General features: G+C 56.1%; 21 protein-coding genes and 1 tRNA gene. 16 read left to right on the top strand and 6 right to left on the bottom strand.

Annotated elements, in window-relative coordinates:
- Positions 1-12: 12 nt before the first annotated feature.
- The 3 genes from ACQ86N_RS46065 to msrB all read right to left on the bottom strand — a co-directional run bounded on the left by ACQ86N_RS46065 (position 13) and on the right by msrB (position 1513).
- A tRNA-Thr gene (locus ACQ86N_RS46065) sits at positions 13-85 on the bottom strand.
- A gap of 88 nt (positions 86-173) precedes the next feature.
- Complete coding sequence (locus tag ACQ86N_RS46070) at positions 174-1028, bottom strand: NAD(P)-dependent oxidoreductase (RefSeq protein WP_431212936.1); 855 nt, start codon at positions 1026-1028, stop codon at positions 174-176.
- Positions 1029-1033: 5 nt separating this feature from the next.
- Entirely contained in the window at positions 1034-1513 is a 480-nt protein-coding gene (gene msrB / locus ACQ86N_RS46075; RefSeq protein WP_431212937.1) for a peptide-methionine (R)-S-oxide reductase MsrB, read from the bottom strand.
- 178 nt (positions 1514-1691) lie between these two features.
- Between msrB and ACQ86N_RS46080 the strand changes: the two genes are divergently transcribed.
- Positions 1692-2273 carry an adenylate kinase gene (locus ACQ86N_RS46080; protein ID WP_431212938.1) on the top strand — a complete coding sequence of 194 codons (582 nt, stop codon included), beginning with the start codon at positions 1692-1694 and terminating at the stop codon, positions 2271-2273.
- A gap of 84 nt (positions 2274-2357) precedes the next feature.
- Here ACQ86N_RS46080 and ACQ86N_RS46085 read toward each other — a convergent pair whose 3' ends face one another.
- Both ACQ86N_RS46085 and ACQ86N_RS46090 read right to left on the bottom strand, forming a co-directional pair.
- On the bottom strand, positions 2358-3119 hold the full coding sequence (locus ACQ86N_RS46085; protein ID WP_431212939.1) for a S1C family serine protease: 762 nt from the start codon (positions 3117-3119) through the stop codon (positions 2358-2360).
- 14 nt (positions 3120-3133) lie between these two features.
- Entirely contained in the window at positions 3134-3397 is a 264-nt protein-coding gene (locus ACQ86N_RS46090) for a hypothetical protein (protein ID WP_431212940.1), read from the bottom strand.
- A gap of 101 nt (positions 3398-3498) precedes the next feature.
- On the opposite strand from ACQ86N_RS46090, the gene ACQ86N_RS46095 reads away from it, so the two are divergent.
- The 15 genes from ACQ86N_RS46095 (at position 3499) to ACQ86N_RS46165 (ending at position 19407) form a co-directional block, all read left to right on the top strand.
- Positions 3499-4410: an aldehyde dehydrogenase family protein gene (locus ACQ86N_RS46095; RefSeq protein WP_431212941.1), complete on the top strand. Its 912-nt coding sequence runs from the start codon at positions 3499-3501 to the stop codon at positions 4408-4410.
- The gene (locus tag ACQ86N_RS46100) at positions 4355-4981 is read left to right on the top strand and encodes an aldehyde dehydrogenase family protein (RefSeq protein ID WP_431212942.1); all 627 of its coding nucleotides are present in this window, start codon (positions 4355-4357) and stop codon (positions 4979-4981) included. The genes ACQ86N_RS46095 and ACQ86N_RS46100 overlap by 56 nt, the downstream gene beginning before the upstream one ends.
- Positions 4876-5580 (top strand): MaoC/PaaZ C-terminal domain-containing protein, encoded by a 705-nt coding sequence (locus ACQ86N_RS46105; RefSeq protein ID WP_431212943.1) that lies wholly within the window; start codon positions 4876-4878, stop codon positions 5578-5580. The genes ACQ86N_RS46100 and ACQ86N_RS46105 overlap by 106 nt, the downstream gene beginning before the upstream one ends.
- A gap of 26 nt (positions 5581-5606) precedes the next feature.
- The gene (locus tag ACQ86N_RS46110) at positions 5607-6377 is read left to right on the top strand and encodes an enoyl-CoA hydratase/isomerase family protein (protein WP_431212944.1); all 771 of its coding nucleotides are present in this window, start codon (positions 5607-5609) and stop codon (positions 6375-6377) included.
- 311 nt (positions 6378-6688) lie between these two features.
- Entirely contained in the window at positions 6689-7783 is a 1095-nt protein-coding gene (locus tag ACQ86N_RS46115) for an ROK family protein (protein ID WP_431212945.1), read from the top strand.
- A 57-nt stretch (positions 7784-7840) separates the two neighbouring features.
- Positions 7841-8248 (top strand): carboxypeptidase-like regulatory domain-containing protein, encoded by a 408-nt coding sequence (locus ACQ86N_RS46120; RefSeq protein WP_431212946.1) that lies wholly within the window; start codon positions 7841-7843, stop codon positions 8246-8248.
- Positions 8130-8732: a TonB-dependent receptor plug domain-containing protein gene (locus ACQ86N_RS46125; protein WP_431212947.1), complete on the top strand. Its 603-nt coding sequence runs from the start codon at positions 8130-8132 to the stop codon at positions 8730-8732. Before ACQ86N_RS46120 ends, ACQ86N_RS46125 begins: the two co-directional genes overlap by 119 nt.
- Before the next feature lie 86 nt (positions 8733-8818).
- The gene (locus ACQ86N_RS46130; protein ID WP_431212948.1) at positions 8819-11197 is read left to right on the top strand and encodes a hypothetical protein; all 2379 of its coding nucleotides are present in this window, start codon (positions 8819-8821) and stop codon (positions 11195-11197) included.
- 26 nt (positions 11198-11223) lie between these two features.
- Positions 11224-12837: a SusD/RagB family nutrient-binding outer membrane lipoprotein gene (locus ACQ86N_RS46135; RefSeq protein ID WP_431212949.1), complete on the top strand. Its 1614-nt coding sequence runs from the start codon at positions 11224-11226 to the stop codon at positions 12835-12837.
- 79 nt (positions 12838-12916) lie between these two features.
- Positions 12917-13312 (top strand): redoxin domain-containing protein, encoded by a 396-nt coding sequence (locus ACQ86N_RS46140; RefSeq protein WP_431212950.1) that lies wholly within the window; start codon positions 12917-12919, stop codon positions 13310-13312.
- 132 nt (positions 13313-13444) lie between these two features.
- A complete protein-coding gene (locus ACQ86N_RS46145; RefSeq protein ID WP_431212951.1) occupies positions 13445-14296 on the top strand; it encodes a hypothetical protein in 852 nt (283 codons plus the stop codon).
- Between the two features lie 2 nt (positions 14297-14298).
- Positions 14299-14760: a hypothetical protein gene (locus ACQ86N_RS46150; protein WP_431212952.1), complete on the top strand. Its 462-nt coding sequence runs from the start codon at positions 14299-14301 to the stop codon at positions 14758-14760.
- Between the two features lie 10 nt (positions 14761-14770).
- Positions 14771-17971, top strand: coding sequence for a VCBS repeat-containing protein (locus ACQ86N_RS46155; protein WP_431212953.1), 3201 nt, complete (start codon positions 14771-14773; stop codon positions 17969-17971).
- A gap of 267 nt (positions 17972-18238) precedes the next feature.
- Positions 18239-19006, top strand: coding sequence for a hypothetical protein (locus tag ACQ86N_RS46160; protein ID WP_431212954.1), 768 nt, complete (start codon positions 18239-18241; stop codon positions 19004-19006).
- Positions 18976-19407, top strand: a complete 432-nt coding sequence (locus ACQ86N_RS46165) for a vanadium-dependent haloperoxidase (RefSeq protein ID WP_431212955.1) — start codon at positions 18976-18978, stop codon at positions 19405-19407. The genes ACQ86N_RS46160 and ACQ86N_RS46165 overlap by 31 nt, the downstream gene beginning before the upstream one ends.
- On the opposite strand, the gene ACQ86N_RS46170 is transcribed toward ACQ86N_RS46165, so the two are convergent.
- Positions 19402-20037, bottom strand: a complete 636-nt coding sequence (locus ACQ86N_RS46170; RefSeq protein ID WP_431212956.1) for a carbonic anhydrase — start codon at positions 20035-20037, stop codon at positions 19402-19404. The genes ACQ86N_RS46165 and ACQ86N_RS46170 overlap by 6 nt on opposite strands.
- Between the last annotated feature and the right edge of the window lie 164 nt (positions 20038-20201).

Below are 20201 nucleotides of genomic sequence, written 5' to 3' on the forward strand. Positions count from 1 at the left end.
TGTTGAAGTTTGAGCCAACTATCGGAATCGAACCGACGACCCTTTCATTACGAATGAAATGCTCTACCAGCTGAGCTAAGTTGGCTGATTGACCACCCTGGACAACCGGAGGCCGGCCAGGGTGGAATCGGGGTGCAAAAATACAGGCTAACGACCTGCCTGCAAAATATAAATTACTTACCGGCAACATACCGCAGTATCGCCGAAAGGTCCTCATCTCCAAGTCCTTCCGCTGCAGCCCTGCGATAACTGTCCTCGAGCACAAGCCCGCCCGGTGTATGCAGCCCCTGCTCTTTGGCCAGCCGCAGATCCTTGGCCATCAGCCGCAGCGCAAAAGCGGCGGGATGCTGGTCGTTTACCAGATTGGGTGTCTTGAGCTTTGTGAAAGCATTGCTCAGCGCGCTCTCGTTGATGGCTGCCATCATATCCGCTGGCTGTATGCCGTTCTCCTTCGCAAAATTTACCGATTCGGCCATTCCCTGCATATTGAAGGCCAGATACAGATTGATGGCCAGCTTCGCGGCATTCCCCGCGCCCTGCGGCCCCATATAGAATGAGACCTTGCCCAATTTTTCAAATATCGGCAGCGCCGACTCGTACACGGATCGCTTGCCCCCCGCCATAACGACCAGCTGCCCGAGCTCCGCGGGCTTGACGCTTCCCGAAACCGGCGCGTCCAGATATTCTATCCCTTTCGCAGCGAGCCGGGCGGCCAGCTCCCGCGTAGTGGCGGGAGACACTGTGCTCATATCGATCACCAGCTTGCCCGCGGGGGCTGTCGCTTCCAGTCCGCCGTCGTGCACCTGTTTTAACGCATTGTCGTCCGAGACCATCGTGATGACGACGTCTGCATTTCCCCAGAGTTCCGCAACATTGCCCACGACCGAGGCGCCCGCTTCCCGGAGCGGCTCGGCCTTCGCCGCCGTCCGGTTGTAGACTGTTACCGCAAAACCCGCCTTTACCAGATTCTTTGCCATGGGCACGCCCATATTTCCAAGGCCGATCCATCCAATTCTTGTTGTTGTCATAGCTTTTAGTTCTTGTGTTCGTCGTTATATTTTTTCTCCGCGTCCTGCGCCTTTTCAAAGTCCAAAACTACTCCGTTGATGCAATACCTCAGTCCCGTCGGTGGAGGCCCGTCGTTAAAGACATGCCCCAGGTGGGACTTACAACGGCCACACGTCACTTCCGTCCTGTCCATCCCATAGGAATGGTCGGCTGTATAAATGATGCTGGCCTTACTGATCGGCTCGTAAAAACTGGGCCAGCCACACCCGCTCTCGAACTTGGCGTCGCTCCGGAACAGCGGATTCCCGCACACGGCACAGTAGAACGTGCCGATCTCCGTGGAATGCTCGTAAGGGCTGCTGCCGGGCCGCTCCGTGCCCTTCATCCGGGCTACGGCGTAGACGTCTTTAGACAGGATCTTCCTCCATTGTTCATCCGTGATTGTGACCGGGGTCGAATCCTTGTGGGAATAGACCGGGTTGTTTTCCTTTTTAGCTGTATCCATATCGCTGTTTTTTTGCGTAATCGGTTTTATTTCAACAATTCCATCCCTTCCGGGTTTACGAAACCGCTGTAATTCTACCCTAATTCAATCAATTTTCACCGAAGAGTCAAAAATTGTTAAAGAATTTTTAAGGTGTGTGAGTTATATTTGTCACTCACAAGGGTAAGTAGTACGTATTATGTTCAATTTAATTTTATTTGGCCCTCCCGGCAGCGGAAAGGGCACGCAATCGGAAAGGCTGATCTCGAAATATGGTCTCAAACACCTGAGTACCGGGGATTTGCTTCGCAGCGAGATTGCTGGTCAGACCCCTCTGGGACTGGCTGCCAAAAGTTTTATGGACAAGGGACAGCTGGTTCCCGATGAGGTCGTCATCGAAATGATCAGCTCGGCTCTCGACAATAACCCGCAGGCCCACGGCTTCCTTTTCGACGGCTTCCCCCGTACCACCGCCCAGGCCGAAGCCCTCGACAAGCTGCTTAACCAGAAAGGCACATCCATCGCCATCGTTCTGGCGCTCCAGGTCAGCCAGGAAGAGCTGATCAAGAGGCTTCTCAACAGAGGTTTGACCTCCGGCCGTTCTGACGATGTCAACGAGGAGATCATCGCCGCCCGTATCGGTGAATATGAGAAGAAGACCGCGGCCGTCGCCGACTACTACAAGAAGTATGACAAGGTTGTCTTTGTCCACGGCGAAGGGGATGTCGACGAGATCTTCGGCTCACTCAGTAAAGAGATCGATATCCGGGACCGCGCGTAGCTGGCCTCTTCGTGAACCGCGAATCAGGCCCCGGTCTGGCGGCGTGATCCAAGCGTGAACCAGCCGTGTCCCTGGCCGCCGAATCTACCTCATTTCCGCCGGGATGGCGTGTAGCAGCAATTTCTGACCATTCCGGAGCACGCCGAGCTCGACCGAGCGTCCGATCGCATCGGCCCCCAGCTGCTTGTGCAGCTCATCTACCGTACCCACTGGCTTCCCATTGAAGGAGACGATAATATCCCCCGTCCTGATCTCATTATTGTAGGCCGGCTGGTCGGCAACGACCTCATATACGTAGACTCCGGTATTCTTTTCCAGTCTGTTGGCGGCGACCATCCGACCCGTGAGGTTGACGACCTGCCCGGCGATCCCCAGATAGGCCCGCTTTACGCGGCCTTCCATGATCAGTTTCCCTGCCACAAATGCAGCTACATTGGCCGAAACGGCGAAGCACAGGCCCTGTGCCGACAGGATCGTGGCGGTATTGACGCCGATCACCTGCCCTAGCGAATTGACCAGCGGCCCGCCCGAATTACCCGGGTTCAGCGAAGCGTCGGTCTGGATGATATCGTCGATTAACCGTCCATTGCTGGCCCGCAGCGTCCTGCCCAGCGCGCTGACGACTCCCGCCGTCACCGTATGCTGCAGCCCGAGAGGGTTGCCGATGGCGATAGCTATCTGACCCGGCTGCAGCCTCTCGGAATCCGCAAAGCTCAGCGACTTCAGGCCGCTGACGTCGATCTTCAGCACGGCAATATCCGTCGAAGGGTCCGCGCCTTTCAGCTCCGCCTGGACCGTGCGCCCGTCCGCCAGCGAAACGCTTATTTCTTTTGCATTCTCGATCACGTGGTTATTGGTGACTACGAATCCATCCGTGCTGATGATAAACCCCGAACCCGATCCCGGCGCCAGCCTGGGCTCCCCGCCCCGGACCTGGGGCAGCCGTGAACCACCAGGCCCCCCGGCCTGCCCCCTGCACGTTCCTCCACCGGCTTCATCACCTGTATATGCACGACCGATTCGGCCACCTGCCCCACCACTCCCGTGATCGTCCGGGAATAGCTGTCAAGCAGCTCAGCATCCCGCTGAGGTGCATAGTCGATCCATGAATATGTACTTTCCATAGCACCAACAGGGACAAATTGCTGACCAATCTTTTCTTCCTGTCAGAGTGGCACCGGCCTGCTAAACTTTACTACCTTCGACAAAACAACGATTGACGTCTATGCTGAAGCTTGAGAACTATATCACCGGATCCTGGATTTCCGGCGATGGCGAAGGCCAGCCTCTATATAATGCGTTCAACGGAGAAGTCATCACCAACGCCACCACAAAAGGGCTCGACTTTGCCGGCATCCTGAACTACGCCCGCAGGACCGGTAACCCGGCCCTGCGCCGCATGACCTTCCCGGAAAGGGGAAGGATGCTGCGGGCCCCGGCCATGCACCTGCGCGAACACCTCGATCAATTCTACCGCATCAGCTATCTCACCGGCGCCACCCGGGCCGACAGCTGGATCGACCTCGAAGGGGGTATCGGCAATCTTTTCTCCTATGCCTCCCTCCGCCGCAAATTTCCCGATGAAACCTTCTGCCTCGACGGAGAAGGACATAACCTCGGTAAGGCCGGCACCTTTATGGGCCAGCACCTGCTGGTGCCGAAAGAAGGGGTCGCCATCCATATCAATGCGTTCAATTTCCCCGTTTGGGGCATGCTGGAGAAAATAGCGGTCAACCTGCTGGCAGGCGTGCCCGCCGTGGTAAAACCCGCCACCGTCACCTCCTTTCTGACCGAGGCGGTGGTACGCGAGATCGCCGCATCCGGGATCCTGCCGTCCGGCGCCCTGCAGCTGATCTGCGGCAGCGCCGGCGACCTCCTCGACCACGTGGAGTCCCAGGACGTGGTCACCTTTACCGGATCGGCGTCCACCGGCCAGCTGCTGAAGGCCCACCCCCGGATCCTGAAAGAGAATACCCCTTTTAATATGGAGGCCGACTCCCTCAACTGCCTGGTACTCGGAGAGGACATTATGCCCGGCAAGTGGGGAATGGGACCTGTTCGTCAAAGAGCTCCGGAAAGAAATGACGGTCAAGGCTGGCCAGAAATGTACCGCGGTGAGACGGATCTTCGTCCCTGAGAACCGCCTCGAAGACAGCTGGAAGGCCCTGACAAAGGCGCTCTCCCAGACCACCATCGGCAATCCGGAGAACGAAAAAGTGAGGATGGGCTCGCTCGCCGGCCAGTCCCAGCGGGAGGAAGTGCGGACCCAGGTTCGCCGACTGCTGGCCAGCTCGCAACTGGTCTATGGTTCGCTGGACAGTGTGGAAGTGATCGACGCCGACTCTCAGAAGGGCGCATTTATCAGCCCCCTGCTGTTGCTGAATACGACCCCTTTTACCAGCGAAGAGCCACACGAGATCGAAGCCTTCGGCCCCGTCAGTACGCTGATGCCCTACAAGGGAATGGACGAGGCCATCGAATTGTCCAGAAAAGGGAAAGGGTCGCTCTGCAGCTCGATCGTCACGGCCGACACAAATATAGCCCGCCGCTATGTCCTGGGCGCCGCCACCCACCACGGCCGCATACTCATCCTCAACGAAGAATGCGCGAAGGAAAGCACCGGACACGGCAGCCCCTGCCGCTGCTCGTTCACGGCGGACCGGGACGCGCAGGAGGAGGAGAGGAGATGGGAGGCATCCGCGGCGTAAAACACTATATGCAGCGGGTTGCGGTACAGGGCTCGCCAACCATGATCACGGGGCTCACACATACCTATCAGCCCCGTGCCCGCCAGGCGGTTGACGAAAAGCATCCTTTCCGGAAGTACTTCGAGGAGCTGCAGATAGGGGATACGGTGATCACACATAAAAGAACCATCACGGAAGCGGACATCTCCAATTTCGCCAACCTGAGCTGGGACCACTTCTACGCGCATACGGACCATACCTCCCTCGAAGGCACCCTCTTTGAAAAACCCGTGGCCCACGGTTACCTTATCCTCAGCGCCGCCGCCGGACTGTTCGTAGACGCCGGCAAGGGACCCGTCATGCTCAACTACGGGCTGGAAGAATGCCGGTTCCTGAAACCAGTTTATGCCGGGACGACCATCGGCGTAAAGCTGACCTGCAAAGAAAAATACCCCAGGAAAAAACTGGATACTGATATCCCCCGGGGCATCGTTAAGTGGTATGTAGATGTCTATGATAATACGGGGGAGTCCGTAGCCATAGCGACTATACTGACGATGGTTCAGGCGAAGGCCGAGCCAGGGTCCGCCGGGCCCGGGTACGCAGTCGTCAGACATTAGCCAACGATCCTAAAACCACCTCTCATATGCACCACGCGATCAAAGAAGGACATGTACAGACCGAGACCCACAATGGCGTAACGACGATCGAGTTTTTCCACCCGCAAAGCAATTCCATGCCCGGCGCGCTGCTGGAAGCGCTGACCCGCGAGATCCACAGCGCAGGCAACGACCAGCATACAAAGGTTATCGTCATCCGTAGCGGCAGCGAAAAAGCGTTCTGCGCGGGGGCGTTCTTCGACGAACTGCTCGCCATCGAGACCGCCGACCAGGGTATACAGTTCTTCAGCGGCTTCGCGCACCTTATCAATGCCATGCGCAAGTGCCCGAAATTCATCATCGTTCGCGTACAGGGCAGATGCGTGGGCGGAGGGGTCGGTCTCGTAGCCGCGGCGGACTATGCCATCGCCGTCAGCGGCGCGGACGTCAAGCTGAGTGAGCTGGCCATCGGCATCGGCCCGTTCGTGGTCGGACCCGCCGTCGAAAGAAAGATGGGTGTGGCGGCCTTCAGCAGCCTCGCGATCGACGCCACCATGTGGCGGGACGCCGAATGGGCGAGGAGAAGGAACCTTTATTGCGAACTGCATAGCAATGTGGCCGAAATGGACGAGTCCATCCGCCGCCTGTCCGAGAACCTGGCGCACTCCAACCCTGAAGCTATGGCCTTATTAAAACAGAGCCTCTGGAAGGGCACAGAACACTGGGACCATCTGCTGCTTGAGAAGGCAGCTATCAGCGGCCGCCTGATCCTAAGCCCCTTCAGCCGCAACGCGATCCAGAAATTCAAAAAGAAATAGCTGCCATACCTGTCCGCCCGACCTATCCACACAAGCCGACCCGCTGCTCCTGCGACGCTAAATACGAGTTCAGGGGCCTTTTCCGACATTTTAGAAGATTAAAATCATACTTCGATAAAAAAATACAGCGACTTCTTTACTTTTTTATGAAAGTTATTTAACTTAATGTTAAATTAGCGGACCAAAACGGCGGAAATGTCCAAAACTGTATTTTATAAAAGACAGATTATAAGGGAACTGTACTTCGCCAAGACCTTATCCTGCTCCGACCTTAGCCTACAAACAAAAAAAGTCTCCCGCTCACTACGAAAATGGTCAATGAGCTCATCGAAGAGCAATACATTATTGAGATCGGCTATGCCCCGTCGACAGGGGGACGCCGGCCACTGATGTACTCCCTCCGGCCCGATGTGCTCTACGTAGTGTCGGTAGCAATGGACCAGCACTTCAGTCGCATAGTGATCATGGATATGAATCACAAACAGGTGACGGAATGCGAACGGTTTCAGCTGCCGTTGGGAAAAAATCCGCAGGCGCTGGAGACGCTGCTGGAAAAGGTCGAATCGCATATCAGCCGCTCGGGTATCCGGCGCGAAAAGATCGCGGGTGTCGGCATCGGCATGCCGGGATTCGTGGACGCGGCAAAAGGGATCAACTACTCGTTCCTCGAATCCAATGGGAGGTCCATACCCCAGTATCTGAGCGAACGACTGAAATTGCCCGTACATATCGAGAACGACTCAAGCCTTATCGCCCTGGCAGAATACCGGTTCGGAGCCGCAAGGGACAGAAAGAGCGCGATGGTGATCAACCTCGGATGGGGTATCGGTCTGGGACTGGTGATGAATGGCGAGCTGTTCCGGGGTCACGAAGGTTTCGCGGGTGAGTTCAGCCATATCCCGCTGTTCTCCAATAATAAGCTCTGCTCCTGCGGCAAGAGCGGATGCCTCGAGACCGAGGCCTCTTTGCTGGTCGTAGTCGAAAAAGCGAGGGAAGGAATAAAAGAAGGGAGGGTGACGACACTGAAGAGCGAGCAGCTGATGGCCGATCTGGACATGGCCTCGATGGCTGTGATCAAGGCGGCGGAGAAGGGGGACAAATTCGCGGTCGAGCTGCTGTCCGAAGCCGCTTACCATATCGGCAGAGGCGTAGCGATCCTGATCCACCTGCTGAATCCGGAGGCGATCGTGCTCAGCGGAAGAGGCTCATTCGCCGGGAAGATCTGGAGGGTACCGCTGCAGCAGGCGTTACACGAGCACTGTATACCCAGGCTTTCGGCCAATACGGTCATCGAAGTGTCCGAGCTCGGGCTGGACGCGGAACTGATCGGAGCGGCGGCACTGGTCATGGATAATTACGAAAAAGGACACACTAAGAAAACAAATAACACAGTGATGGCGCTGTGATAAGGTTACCAGCCATACGGAAATAGTTTCATTTTCTTAAACCAAAACAATAAGTCGATGAGAAAGTTAAAGGCTCATTTGCTCCTGCTACTGCTATGCACATGGAGCGCGGCACTACTTGCCCAGGACCGGATACCAGTGACCGGTAGTGTAAGGGACAGTGTCGGAAATCCCCTCTCAGGAATCAGTGTTTCAGTCAAAGGCGCCAAAGGCGGTACGTCGACCGACGCCCTTGGAAATTTCAAGATCAACGCAGAAAGAGGCGGACATCTGTTGTTTTCTGGCATCGGTTTCCTGTCTCAGGAAGTCAACATCACAGGCAGCACGATGACTGTCGCGATGCACAATGACCCCAAGAACCTCAACGAAGCTGGTGGTGACCGGTTTCGGTACGAAGACCAACCTCCGCAAGGTTCCTTACTCGGTTACCCAGATCAAGGGCGACGAGATCACCCGCGCGAATAACGCGAACTTCGTCGACGCCCTTCAGGGTAAGGTCGCCGGTGTGTTCATCGGCCAGGGCGCCGGTGGTCCTTCCTCCAGCGCCAAAATCCGCATCCGTGGTAATGCGAGTCTCAAACCGAATACGCAGCCGCTGGTCGTCATCGACGGTATCCTGATCCAGCCCGGAAATACCGGAGCCGACTCATGGGGCCAGAACCGCGACATGGGAAATATCATTAAGGACCTGAATCCCGATGACTACGAAAGCATCGACGTACTGAAAGGTTCTGCCGCTACCGCATTATATGGCAGCAAGGGCCTGGACGGCGTGCTGCTGATCACTACCAAAAAGGTCGCGCCCGTAAAGACCTCGGCATCAGCATCACGCATACCGAGTCTTTCGACCATGCCTACAAGCTGCCCGACTATCAGAATACCTACGGCGGTGGTATCAAACCCACTTTCGATAAGGACGCTCAGGGCAACGACATCGTCGATCCGCTGAACGCGAGCATCTACAACACCCCCGACGCCAACCAGTCGTTCGGACCGAAATTCGACGGTCATACGGTCAAGGACATCAACGGCCAGATGGTGCCCTGGGTCGCCAACAATCCACTGAAGTTCTTCCAGACAGGTAAATATATCAATACGAACCTGGCAGTAGAAGGCGGCAACGAAGGCAGCACTTATCGTTTCTCAGTATCCGATCTGCAGAACAATAGCATCATGCCGAACAACAAGTTGCAGAGAGATGCCTTCTCGCTGCGGGCAACCCATAAGATAGGCAGTCTCATCAACCTCGACGCCAGCGTCAGCTATACGATGTCCACGATCAAGAACCCGATCTGGCAGGGTGGCAACTACAGCCCGCTGTTCGCCTTTACCTATTTCATGCCGCGTAATGCGCCGATCGAATGGTGGAGGAACAACTATATCGACACGATCAACGGTGGCCAGAAGACCGGCCCCAGTGGCGACCCCTACTATCTCGCGCACACGATGTGGAACTATTTCCAGGACAATAGCACCCAGAAAGAGAATAATCTGCTCGCCAATATTGACCTGACCATTAAATTGGCACCCGGTCTGTCTGGCCTGGTAAGGAGCAACGTGAATACCTACAATGACAATTCGGAAGAGAAGGTCAACGGCACAGGAAGGGGATTCTCCGGTGGCAGCTACGTCCTTACAAAGAGCAGCTACCAGAATGTCCGTGTGCAGGGTCTGTTGAATTACACCAAAGACTTCGGCGAAGATTTCAACCTGAATGCATCCGCGGGTGGCGAAACATATCGCAGACTTGGCGGGCAGTCTATCAAGCTGGAGACGCAGGGTGGCCTCCTCGCTCCGGGCCTTTATAATATAGCCAATTCCGTCAGTCCGGCGAAAATAACGGTCAATAACTATGATCCCAACGTAGACGCACCATATCTCAAATTCCGGAATGATGCCGTCTATGTGATGGGCGATCTTACCTGGAAGAATATGCTGACGGCCAATTTTACCGTTCGTAATGACTGGGTCTCTTCTTTGACCTACAAGGATGGTCACGGTAAGTATTCCATTGTCTACCCGTCCTTTGGTCTGGCCTGGACGTTTACGGAGCTGCCCTCCATCAAGAACTCGAACACCATCCTGTCCTTTGGTAAGCTGAGGGCAAGTCTTGGTTGGTCAGGTTCATATCCGACGGCCTACTATACAAATACTGCAGGGTTCTACTCGGCAAACGGGACTTTCAATACAAGGAGCAATTCTACTCAACAGTTGTTCACCTTCCAGTCCTCAAGCATAGGGAACCCGAATCTGATCGCCGAACGCGCCCGCGAACTGGAATTTGGAGCCGATATCCGCTTCTTCCACAACCGGCTGGGCTTCGACGTGGCATGGTATAAAAAGAATTCTTTCAACCAGATCCTACCCCTCAACACTCCTGTTGAGAGCGGCGCAAGCTCGCAGGCGATCAATGCAGGCAATATCCAGAACCAGGGTCTCGAAATATTGATGACGGCCACTCCGGTCCAGACAAGGGACTTCACGTGGAACTCCTCCATCAATTTCACCCGGAACAGGAACAAGGTCATCAGCCTCTATCCCGGCGTGACCTCCTATGACCTTGAACTAGCCTTCGGTGCGGACGAACATGCACAGGCTATTGCGGGTAAGAGCTATGGTACTGTCGTCACGGGCTATGGCTATGCCATCTACAACGGCAAGAATGCCGCCGCTACGGGTCAGAAAGTCCTGGGTCTTGCTCCCTACGGTACTACCGGCGGCTACTACTCCTATCTGCGCTCGCAGGACTACGACGGCAGCACCAAACAACTGGGTTCCATCATGGAGAACTGGCTGGGAAGCACGACACAGTCCTTCCGCTACAAGAACTTCAACCTGAGCGTTCAGGTCGACGCCAAATACGGTGGTCTGATGGCATCTGCCAGCCACCAGTACGGCTCCGCGGGCGGGTCCTTCAAGAATTCGCTGAAAGGCCGCGACGCAGCATCGGGCGGTATCGCCTACACGGATGGGTCCGGTTCGCACAACGACGGTATCATCCCCGACGGCGTATTTGCCGACGGCATCACGATCAGCGGCACGGACGTCAGCGGTATGAGCTATGCGGACGCCTACAAGGCCAAGTTGGTTGGACCGGTTCCCGCCTATGCCTACTATGGCAACCTGTCCCAGTGGTCCAGCGGTATCCGCGAATATTCGACCTTCGAAAACTCATGGATCGCAGTTCGCGAAGTATCGGTTGGCTATGACCTGCCTTCGAGCATCTACAAGAAAGCAAAGTTCAGCTCGCTGCGTGTGACTGTCACCGGTCGCAACCTCGGCTATCTGTACAAGACGGCGAAGGACGGTATCAACCCCGAAGGCTTGTATAATAATAATTCAGGAGGTTTCGCGGAATACGGCGGTCTGCCCTATACCCGCAGCCTTGGATTCAGTGTTAAAGCCGGTTTCTAAAGTCTAACAACACGAAAATTGAACTTATGAACAAGAGAAAATATATTTTATCGATCTCAATAGCCTGTCTGGCGTTTGGGGCCTGTAAAAAGTCCGCATTCATCGAGACTAACCTCAACCCCGACGTGCTGTATTCAGTTGACCCAGCCGACCAGTTCCCGGCCGCGGCTGCGGGTTGCCAGGACGACTTTGAATATTTTTATGACGTGTACCGACTGGAGAATAACTGGATGCAGTACACAACAAGTCCAGCCGGCAATACCCCCGGTTTCGCAAGGGTGGGTGGCAATTTTAATGAAAGGTATTCCAAGATCTTTTATGGCCGAGTTGGAACCTATCTGACAGACATGACCAACCTTGTCTCCCAGATGAAACCGGGCGACCAGGCGAAAAGGGTGTATCAGCTGAATATCGCCGCTATCTTTAAAGCGTACTATGCATTTTATGTGTCGGATATCAACGGCGATATCCCGTACAGCCAGGCGTTTCAGGCCCGTTATGGCGGAACATTTACTCCTGTATATGACCGCCAGCAGTCGCTGTTCGATACGCTGGACGCCCAGATAAAGGCGGCCGTAAAAGTTCTCGAAACACCCCAGACTGCGACGCAGACCCCGATAAATGCCAAGGACCCTTTCTTTCCTCACGGCATATCTGATGCTTCGAAAGAAGCCGCGCAATGGGCGAAGATCGGTAACGCCGCTCGTCTGAAAATGGCCATGCGTCTGATGAAGCGTAATCCGACGAAGATGAAGGCGATCGTTACAGAAGTCCTGGCCGACGCGTCGAACCAAATGGCTTCGGTAGACGACAGCTGGGTATTTTATGCGGGCCCCGCTTACGCCAACGGCACGGGCAACTATAACCCGGTAGGATTCTGCGCGGGAAAACCCGTCATCGATTTTATGAACGCGACTGGCGATCCGCGGGAAGCGATCTTTTATCAACCTGCGGTCAATACCGGCACTTTTGTCGGCGCCCCGACAAGCCCCGACGATGTTGCTGCTAACCAGAATAACTTCCTGCACTCCGACGTCGTTTATTCGCAACTACAGCACAGGCTGTTTGCCCCGAACTATGACGAAGGCAGCGGCGCCGGCACAGGCGTAGCTTTCTTCCCGCTGATTACTTATGCCGAGTATTGCTTTATCCGTGCTGAGCTGGGCAACAGAGGAATAACAGCCGATGCGCCTGCTACCTGGTACAACAACGGCGTGACGGCTTCCATCACCTTCTACGACCAGCGTGCACAAGAGGCCGGCATTGAAGGGTATACCAAGATCGGCCCAACCGCCATCTCCGACTACCTGGCCAAGCCCAAAGTCACTTACTCACCCGCTACTGGTCTCGACCAGATCATCTGCCAGGCCTATCTGGACTTCTTCCGTCAGCCTAGCGAAGCCTGGGCATGGTGGAAGCGGACGGGTTATCCCAATACGACCTCCACGATCGCATGGGAAGCGCTCACGACCAGCGGCACGCCAATCGCCCTGCCTCGTCGTGCGGCTATTACGATCCTGACTACCGCGGACCGCAACTACGACAACCAGCAGGCCGCCTTCAAGGCCATGGCCTCCGACGGCAACTGGGGTACTGGTCCCAACGACTTCTCGGGTCGTGTTTGGTGGGATGCGCCCTAGTCTTTAGAAAAAAATATAGGACTCCGGGCTGTTTTCAGCCCGGAGTTTTTTAATTTGAAGGACAACGAAAACCGGACACATGAAGAAATTCCTCTTGTCGATGCTGGCATCGTCCGCAATGCTGTTCTCCGGAGCTTCCGCTCAACCGGCTACAACCCAGCCGGCCCAGGCCAACCTGCGGGTCGTCGTCTTTCTTTCCCCGGAATGCCCCCTCTGCCAGAACTACAGCTTACCACTGAACCAACTTCAGAAACAATACGCCGGCAAGGTCGAATTCTCGGGCGTCGTCCCCGGAAGAGCCTACTCTACCGCGGAAGTCTTGGCATTCACCACCAAATATCATATCGCCTTTCCTGTCACGATCGATTCCTCCAAAAACCTGTCCGCGTCCCTCAAAGCCACGATCACACCCGAAGTATACCTGCTGGGACCAAAAAAGAAATTCTATACCACGGCTCGATCGACAACTGGATAAAAGACCTTGGGATGCAGAGCGCCCACCCAACCGCATTCTATCTGCGGGACGCCATCGACCAGACCCTCGCGCACCAACCCGTCCGTATACCCTATAACAAGCCCGTAGGCTGCCTGATCAACGATTACTGATATGAGAATAACCCTGCTGAACATCGCCCTCTTCCTGGTTCTCGCCGCACCCCTTCCGTGCCTCGCCCAGACCTTTACGGATGTAGCCCCAATCATCCGCACCAAATGCTCGACCTGTCACAAGCCCGGTCAGACCGGACCCTTCTCACTCCTCACCTATGAGGACGTGACCAAAAGACTCTCTTTTATCCGGGACGTCGTACAGAGAGGATATATGCCGCCCTGGAAGGCCGACAACAGCTACGTCCATTTCGCCAACGACCGCACCCTGACCGACAGAGAAAGATCACTGCTCCTGCAATGGATCGACAACAAGGCCCCCCGCGGCAAAGGCCCGGACACGGCCCGGCTGGAAGTAGCCTCCATCCCGGGCACCAGTTATTACCGCAAGCCTGACCTCGTGCTGAAAGCGAAAGACAGCTTTCACGTCACGGGTGACAATATCGAACGCTATATCATATTCAAGATACCGTTTGAGCTGAAAGACTCGTTCAACGTAGAAGCCATCGAGTTCTACTGCAACAACAAGAAACTCATCCACCACGCGAACTACGCCATCCACTCCGTACCGGACCCGTCGATCGATATTGACCATACCGATTCGCTGATCAACCTCACCGAGGACGACCGCCGGAAATTCGACCAGTACCAGCCCTACCGGAAGACCATTACCTACTACGGCGGCTGGATCCCCGGCACGAGCTACGAGTCCTATCCCAAAGATATCGGCTGGGTGATGCCCAAACGCGGAGTGATCCTGCTGACCGTGCACTTCGCCCCCACTGCCGTCGACGAGACCGTCCAGCTCGGCGCCAACCTTTTCTTCAAAAAACTCCTATACAGCGCAGGGTAAAAGTGGTCAGCTTCGGCTCGGGCGGCATCGGAGAAAAACAAATAGATCCACCCTTCTATATAAAAGCGGGACAGGTACAGAAATTCACGCTCGAAGTATCCAACCCCAGCGACGACCAGTCCCTCCTCTACGTCTGGCCGCATATGCACCTGATCGGGAAGGAATACCTGGCCTATGCCATCCCTCCCGGCGGCGGCGATACGATCCGGCTCGTGCATATTCCCCGCTGGGACTTCCGCTGGCAGGAGATCTACCGGTTCCGAAAATTAGTGAGGATACCAAAGGGTTCCGTGATACACCTCGAATGTACCTATGACAATACAGCCGACAATCCCTTTAATCCGAACAACCCTCCGCGCAACATCTTTTCCTATGGAGATATGAGGACCACCGACGAAATGATGACCCTCATGATGATTTTCATGCCCTATCAAAAAGGGGACGAGAATATCGAACTGCAATAAACTCCATGTCTTGAAGCTAACTACACCATCCGTCCGCACGGCCATGCCCGTGCTTTTCGCCGCAGCCCTGCTGGCGGCCGCGGGCGCCTGCGCGCAGACGCCGGCGCACCCAGGTACGCAAACACCGATCTTCACCCGTCTCGACCCGAAGCAAACCGGCATCTCCTTCCAGAATACCATCCGGGAGGACGACTCGGTCAACGTCATGCGCTATGAATACCTCTACAACGGCGCGGGCGTCGGCATCGCCGACCTCAACAACGACGGCCTCAGCGATATCTTCTTCTCGGGGAATACCGGCCCCTCCAAACTATACCGCAACAGGGGCAACCTCAGTTTTGAGGACATAACCCACAAAGCTGGCGTCGCGGGCAATGGCACCTGGGCCACGGGCGTCAGCATCGCCGACGTCAACGGGGACGGTCTGCTGGATATCTATGTATGCCACTCGGGCAAGTACACCGACCCCGCGAACCTGAGCAACCAGCTCTTTATCTGCCAGGAGATAAAAGACGGCATACCCGTATACAAAGACATGGCCGCCGCCTACGGCCTCGACGCGCCGGGCACGCAGTCCACCCAGGCCGTGTTCTTTGACTACGACAGGGACGGCGACCTCGATATGTTCCTGCTCAACCACTCCAACCATACCTACAATCCCTTCCTCAATACCCGCAAGATCCGCTCGACACCCGACATGCGGTATGGCAACAGGCTGTTCCGCAACGACGGCGGTCATTTCACCGACGTGACCCTCGAAGCAGGCGTCGTCAACAACGCCCTCAACTTCGGCCTCAGCGTGACCGTCAGCGACCTCGACGGGGACGGATGGCCGGACATCTACACCACCAGCGACTACACGGAAAAAGACTGCTATTACCACAACGACCACAACGGCCATTTCACGGAATCCCTCGCCAAATCCTTCACACACATCTCTAAATATTCGATGGGCAGCGATATCGCCGACTACAACAATGACGGCCGGCCCGACGTCCTCACCCTCGACATGCTTCCCGAAGACAACCACCGCCAAAAACTGCTGAAAGGACCCGACGAATACGACGAATACCACCTCCTTATCGACAGCGGCTACTACCACCAGCAGATGCGCAATATGCTCCACCTGAACGAGGGAGTCGACGCCGGCGGCAACCTCCGGTTCAGCGAGATCGGTCAGCTCGCGGGCATTTCCAATACGGACTGGAGCTGGGCAGGACTCTTTGCCGACTTCGACAACGACGGCTGGAAGGACCTTTTCATCAGCAATGGCTATCTGCGGGACTTCACGAATATGGACTTCCTGAAGTACATCGTCCCCGACGCCAAGGTACAGGCCGCGAAGGCCGGACGCCAGAACTTCCAGACCTACGATCTCGTGAAGCAGATGCCCTCGAACAAACTCAACAACTATCTTTTCCATAACAACGGAGACCTGACCTTTACGGATGTTACGACGGGGTGGGGGCTTTCGACGCCGTCGGTAAGTAACGCCGCCGCCTATGCGGATCTCGACAATGACGGCGACCTCGACCTGGTGGTCTGCAACAACAACCAGCCGGCCGAGGTCTATCGCAACGACGAGGACAGGACAAAAAAGAACCACTGGCTGCGGCTTCGCCTGACCGGCGACGGGCTGAACACCCGGGCCTTTGGCGCAAAAGCCACACTGGAAACCGGCGACGGCATCAGACAATACCAGGAGCTATACCCCGTGAGAGGCTACCAGTCGACGATGGCGCCCGAACTGTTCTTCGGCTTCTCCAGGACCGCCTCCCCGAAGACCCTCACCGTCATCTGGCCCTCCGGCAAAACAACCCGCCTCACCGACCTGCAGCCCGACCAGATACTCCAGCTGGCGGAAAAGGACGCCGGACAAGGCGACCCGTCTCCTGCAAAACCTGCCGCTCTCTTTACCGATATCACGGAGGCCTCGGGCCTCTCCTTCCACCACCACGAAAACGATTTTGTCGATTTCAAAGCGGAAGTTCTCATACCCTACGAGCTGTCAAGAGAAGGACCAGCCCTCGCTAAAGCCGACGTCAACGGCGACGGCCTCGAAGATCTCTATCTCGGCGGGGCGATCGGACAGCCGGGCGCCCTCTATCTGCAGACGGCAGAAGGCCGGTTCAAACAATCGCCATCGCAGCCACGGGACACGGACTCGGTACACGAGCAGGTGAATGCCCTGTTCTTCGACGCAGACAACGACGGGGATCCGGACCTGTATATCGTCTGTGGCGGCAACGAATATGCCGATCAGTCGGAGGAGTACCAGGACCTGCTGTATATTAACGACGGCAAGGGTCATTTTACAAAAGCACCGGCCGGCGCACTTCCTCCCATGCTGAGCAGCAAGCTGACGATCGCAGCCGGAGACTTTGACCACGACGGCGATATCGACCTCTTCATCGGCGGGCGCGGCCTGCCCGGCTCTTTCCCGCTGCCCTCAGGGAGTTACCTCCTGCGCAACGACGGCGGACATTTTACCGACGTGACCGATCAGCTCGCGCCGGCCCTGCGCCTGCCCGGAATGGTGACGGCCGCGGCATGGGTCGACCTAAACCACGACCAGTTTCCCGAACTGCTGCTGGCGGGGGATTGGATGCCGGTCATGCTGTTCGACAATAAGAATGGCCGGCTTACGGATGTTTCGGCATCCGCGGGTCTCAGCGGCACAGGAGGAATGTGGGCGTCCGTAACGCCGCTGGCCGGCGGCGACCTGCTCCTCGGTAATGCAGGCTACAACGGCCAGTTCAGGGCTTCAGGCCGCGAACCAATGCGGCTGTACGTCACCGATATCGACGGCAACGGGACGATCGACCCGCTGTTCTGTTACTATATAAAGGGGAAAAGCTATCCGATGGCCTCCCGCGACGAGCTGCTCGATGAGGTGACGGCCCTTCGGAAGAAATTCATCAAATACGGCGACTATGCCGACGCCACGGTAGAAGATATTGTTCCAAAAGACGCCCTCCAAAACGCAAAACTACTCACCTGCGAACAGCTGGCCTCCGGCATCCTCCACAGCGCGGGAGGCGGAAAGCTGGACTTCAAACCCCTTCCCGTCCCTGCCCAGTTCTCGAAAGTCTTTGCTGCGGTATCGGACGATTTTGACGGAGATGGCCTAGCCGATCTGCTGATCGCCGGTAATTTTTCCCGTACCGCGCACAACTGGGACGGTGTGACGCAAGCCTCGGCCTGCTGCTGAAAGGCGGCGCTTCGGGCTATCAGCCTGTTGATCCCGCAACCAGCGGCCTGTATATCGGCGGTGACGTCCGTAGAATGGTGGAAATAAAAGACCCGTCCGGCCAGCGCCTGCTGGTGATCGCAAAGAACGACGATTCGGTTCAGGTACTAAAAGTCAACACTAAATGAGAAACGCCTTAGTCATATTCTTCCTCATCACCGGGTACGCAACCCTCGCACAACCCGACGCATCCCCCTGCACCGTGCCGAAAAGGCCGTCACCGATATCATGGTGCACGACATCTTTTCCCCACCCGTCGCCAGCCGGATCTATCTGTATACCAATATCGCCGCCTATGAGGTGCTGGTCAGGGCCTGGCCCGGCAAACACCGCAGCCTTCACGGCCAGATATACGGCTTTCCCGATCTGCCCGCGCCGCGCGGGACTGTCGATGGCGGCCTCTCCGCCGTCTGTGCCTTCCTGTTGGTCGGGAAAAAACTCCTCTTCAGCGAAGCGGTCGTCGAGGACTCGCTAAGGGCAATCCTCGCAGGATTCAAACACAACGCGACATACGAAGCCTCTTTAAGATACGGCCGCCAGGCCGCCGACTCGGTCATCGCCTGGGCAGACAAGGACCAGTACAAAGAGACCCGCAAACTCCCGCGCTATCGGTTCATGAAAAAGGAAGGCAAATGGATACCCACACCGCCGGCATATATGTCGGCGGTCGAGCCATACTGGAATAGAATTCGCACCGTCGTACTGGACAGCGCCAGCCAGTTCAGACCCGCGCCGCCTGTCGAATTCAGTAAGGACAGCGCCAGTGCCTTCTACCGCCAGGCATACGAAGTTTATGAGGTCGGCAACCACCTGACGACAAGCCAGAAAGACGTCGCCAATTTCTGGGACTGCAACCCCTTTGCGGTTACCATGGAAGGACACCTCAACTATGCCGTCAAAAAGATCTCTCCCGGCGGTCACTGGATCTCGATAGTGGCTATCGCCGCGCGGAAGAAAAAGCCGATATGCTGGAGTCTGCACTGCTCTATACCATGAGCTCGATCGCGCTGTTCGACGCCTTCATCGCCTGCTGGGACGAAAAATACAGGAGCAATGTCATCCGGCCGGAAACCTATATCGACTCCTACATCAACGAAGGCTGGCGCCCTCTCCTGCAAACGCCGCCCTTTCCCGAATACAACAGCGGACATAGCGTGATCTCTCAGGCTACCGCCACAGTCCTGGAAGGGCTGCTCGGCGATCATTTTGCATTTGACGATACTTCGGAAGAAGAATTCGGACTGCCGGTGCGCTCATTCACGTCCTTTCACGCCGCCGCGGAAGAAGCGGCCGTGTCAAGATTCTACGGTGGCATCCACTATAAGGCCGCCATTTCTGGCGGCCTGGTTTGCGGCAAAAATATCGGGCAATGGATACTCGGAAGGATCCACCTATAGGTCATCATATCTATACAGCGGATCGAGTCCTGCTCCCGGCTCCATCTCGAAGACGTTCTTGATCAGACCGTCCTTCAGTCCATAGATCCATCCGTGCAAATGCGGCCTCCGGTCGTATTTCCATGCGCGCTGAATAATGGAGGTCTTGGCCAGGTGCAGCAGCTGCTCCTTGACGTTCAGTTCGGCCAGCCGGTCGGCGCGTTTGTCCATATCCGGGATAGCCTCCAGCTCGTCGTTGTAAAGGCGGTATACGTCCTTGATATTCCGAAGCCACATGTTGAGCACATACTTGAAGTCGTGGTTGGTCATTGCCGCTTTCACGCCCCCGCATCCATAGTGTCCGCAGACGATCACGTGATTTACTTTCAGGTGATTGACCGCAAAGTCCAGCACGCTCAGCAGATTCACGTCCGTGTGGATCACCAGATTCGCGATATTGCGGTGTACGAATATCTCGCCGGGCTGCGTGCCGGTGATCCTGTCCGCGGGTACCCGGCTGTCGCTGCAGCCGATCCAAAGGAATTGCGGCGTCTGCAAATGCGCAAGGCGCTCGAAATAGGCGGGATCATCCGACTTTACCTCCTCGGCCCAGGCCTTGTTTTCCAATAATAATTTCTCTATAGGTGTCATTATTAAGCTGTTTTCTTCTAAATATTATGCAATATAGTCAATTAGGACGCTTTCGTGGTTCACGCGGGTCTCGCGGGTCTCGCGGTTCACGTGGTTCACGCGGTTCTCGCGGTTCACGCAGGTCTCGCGCCGGCTCCGCAGAGCCGGTTCACGCGGTTCACCCC

Source organism: Puia sp. P3, from assembly GCF_050632245.1.
Classification (GTDB): Bacteria; Bacteroidota; Bacteroidia; order Chitinophagales; family Chitinophagaceae; genus Puia.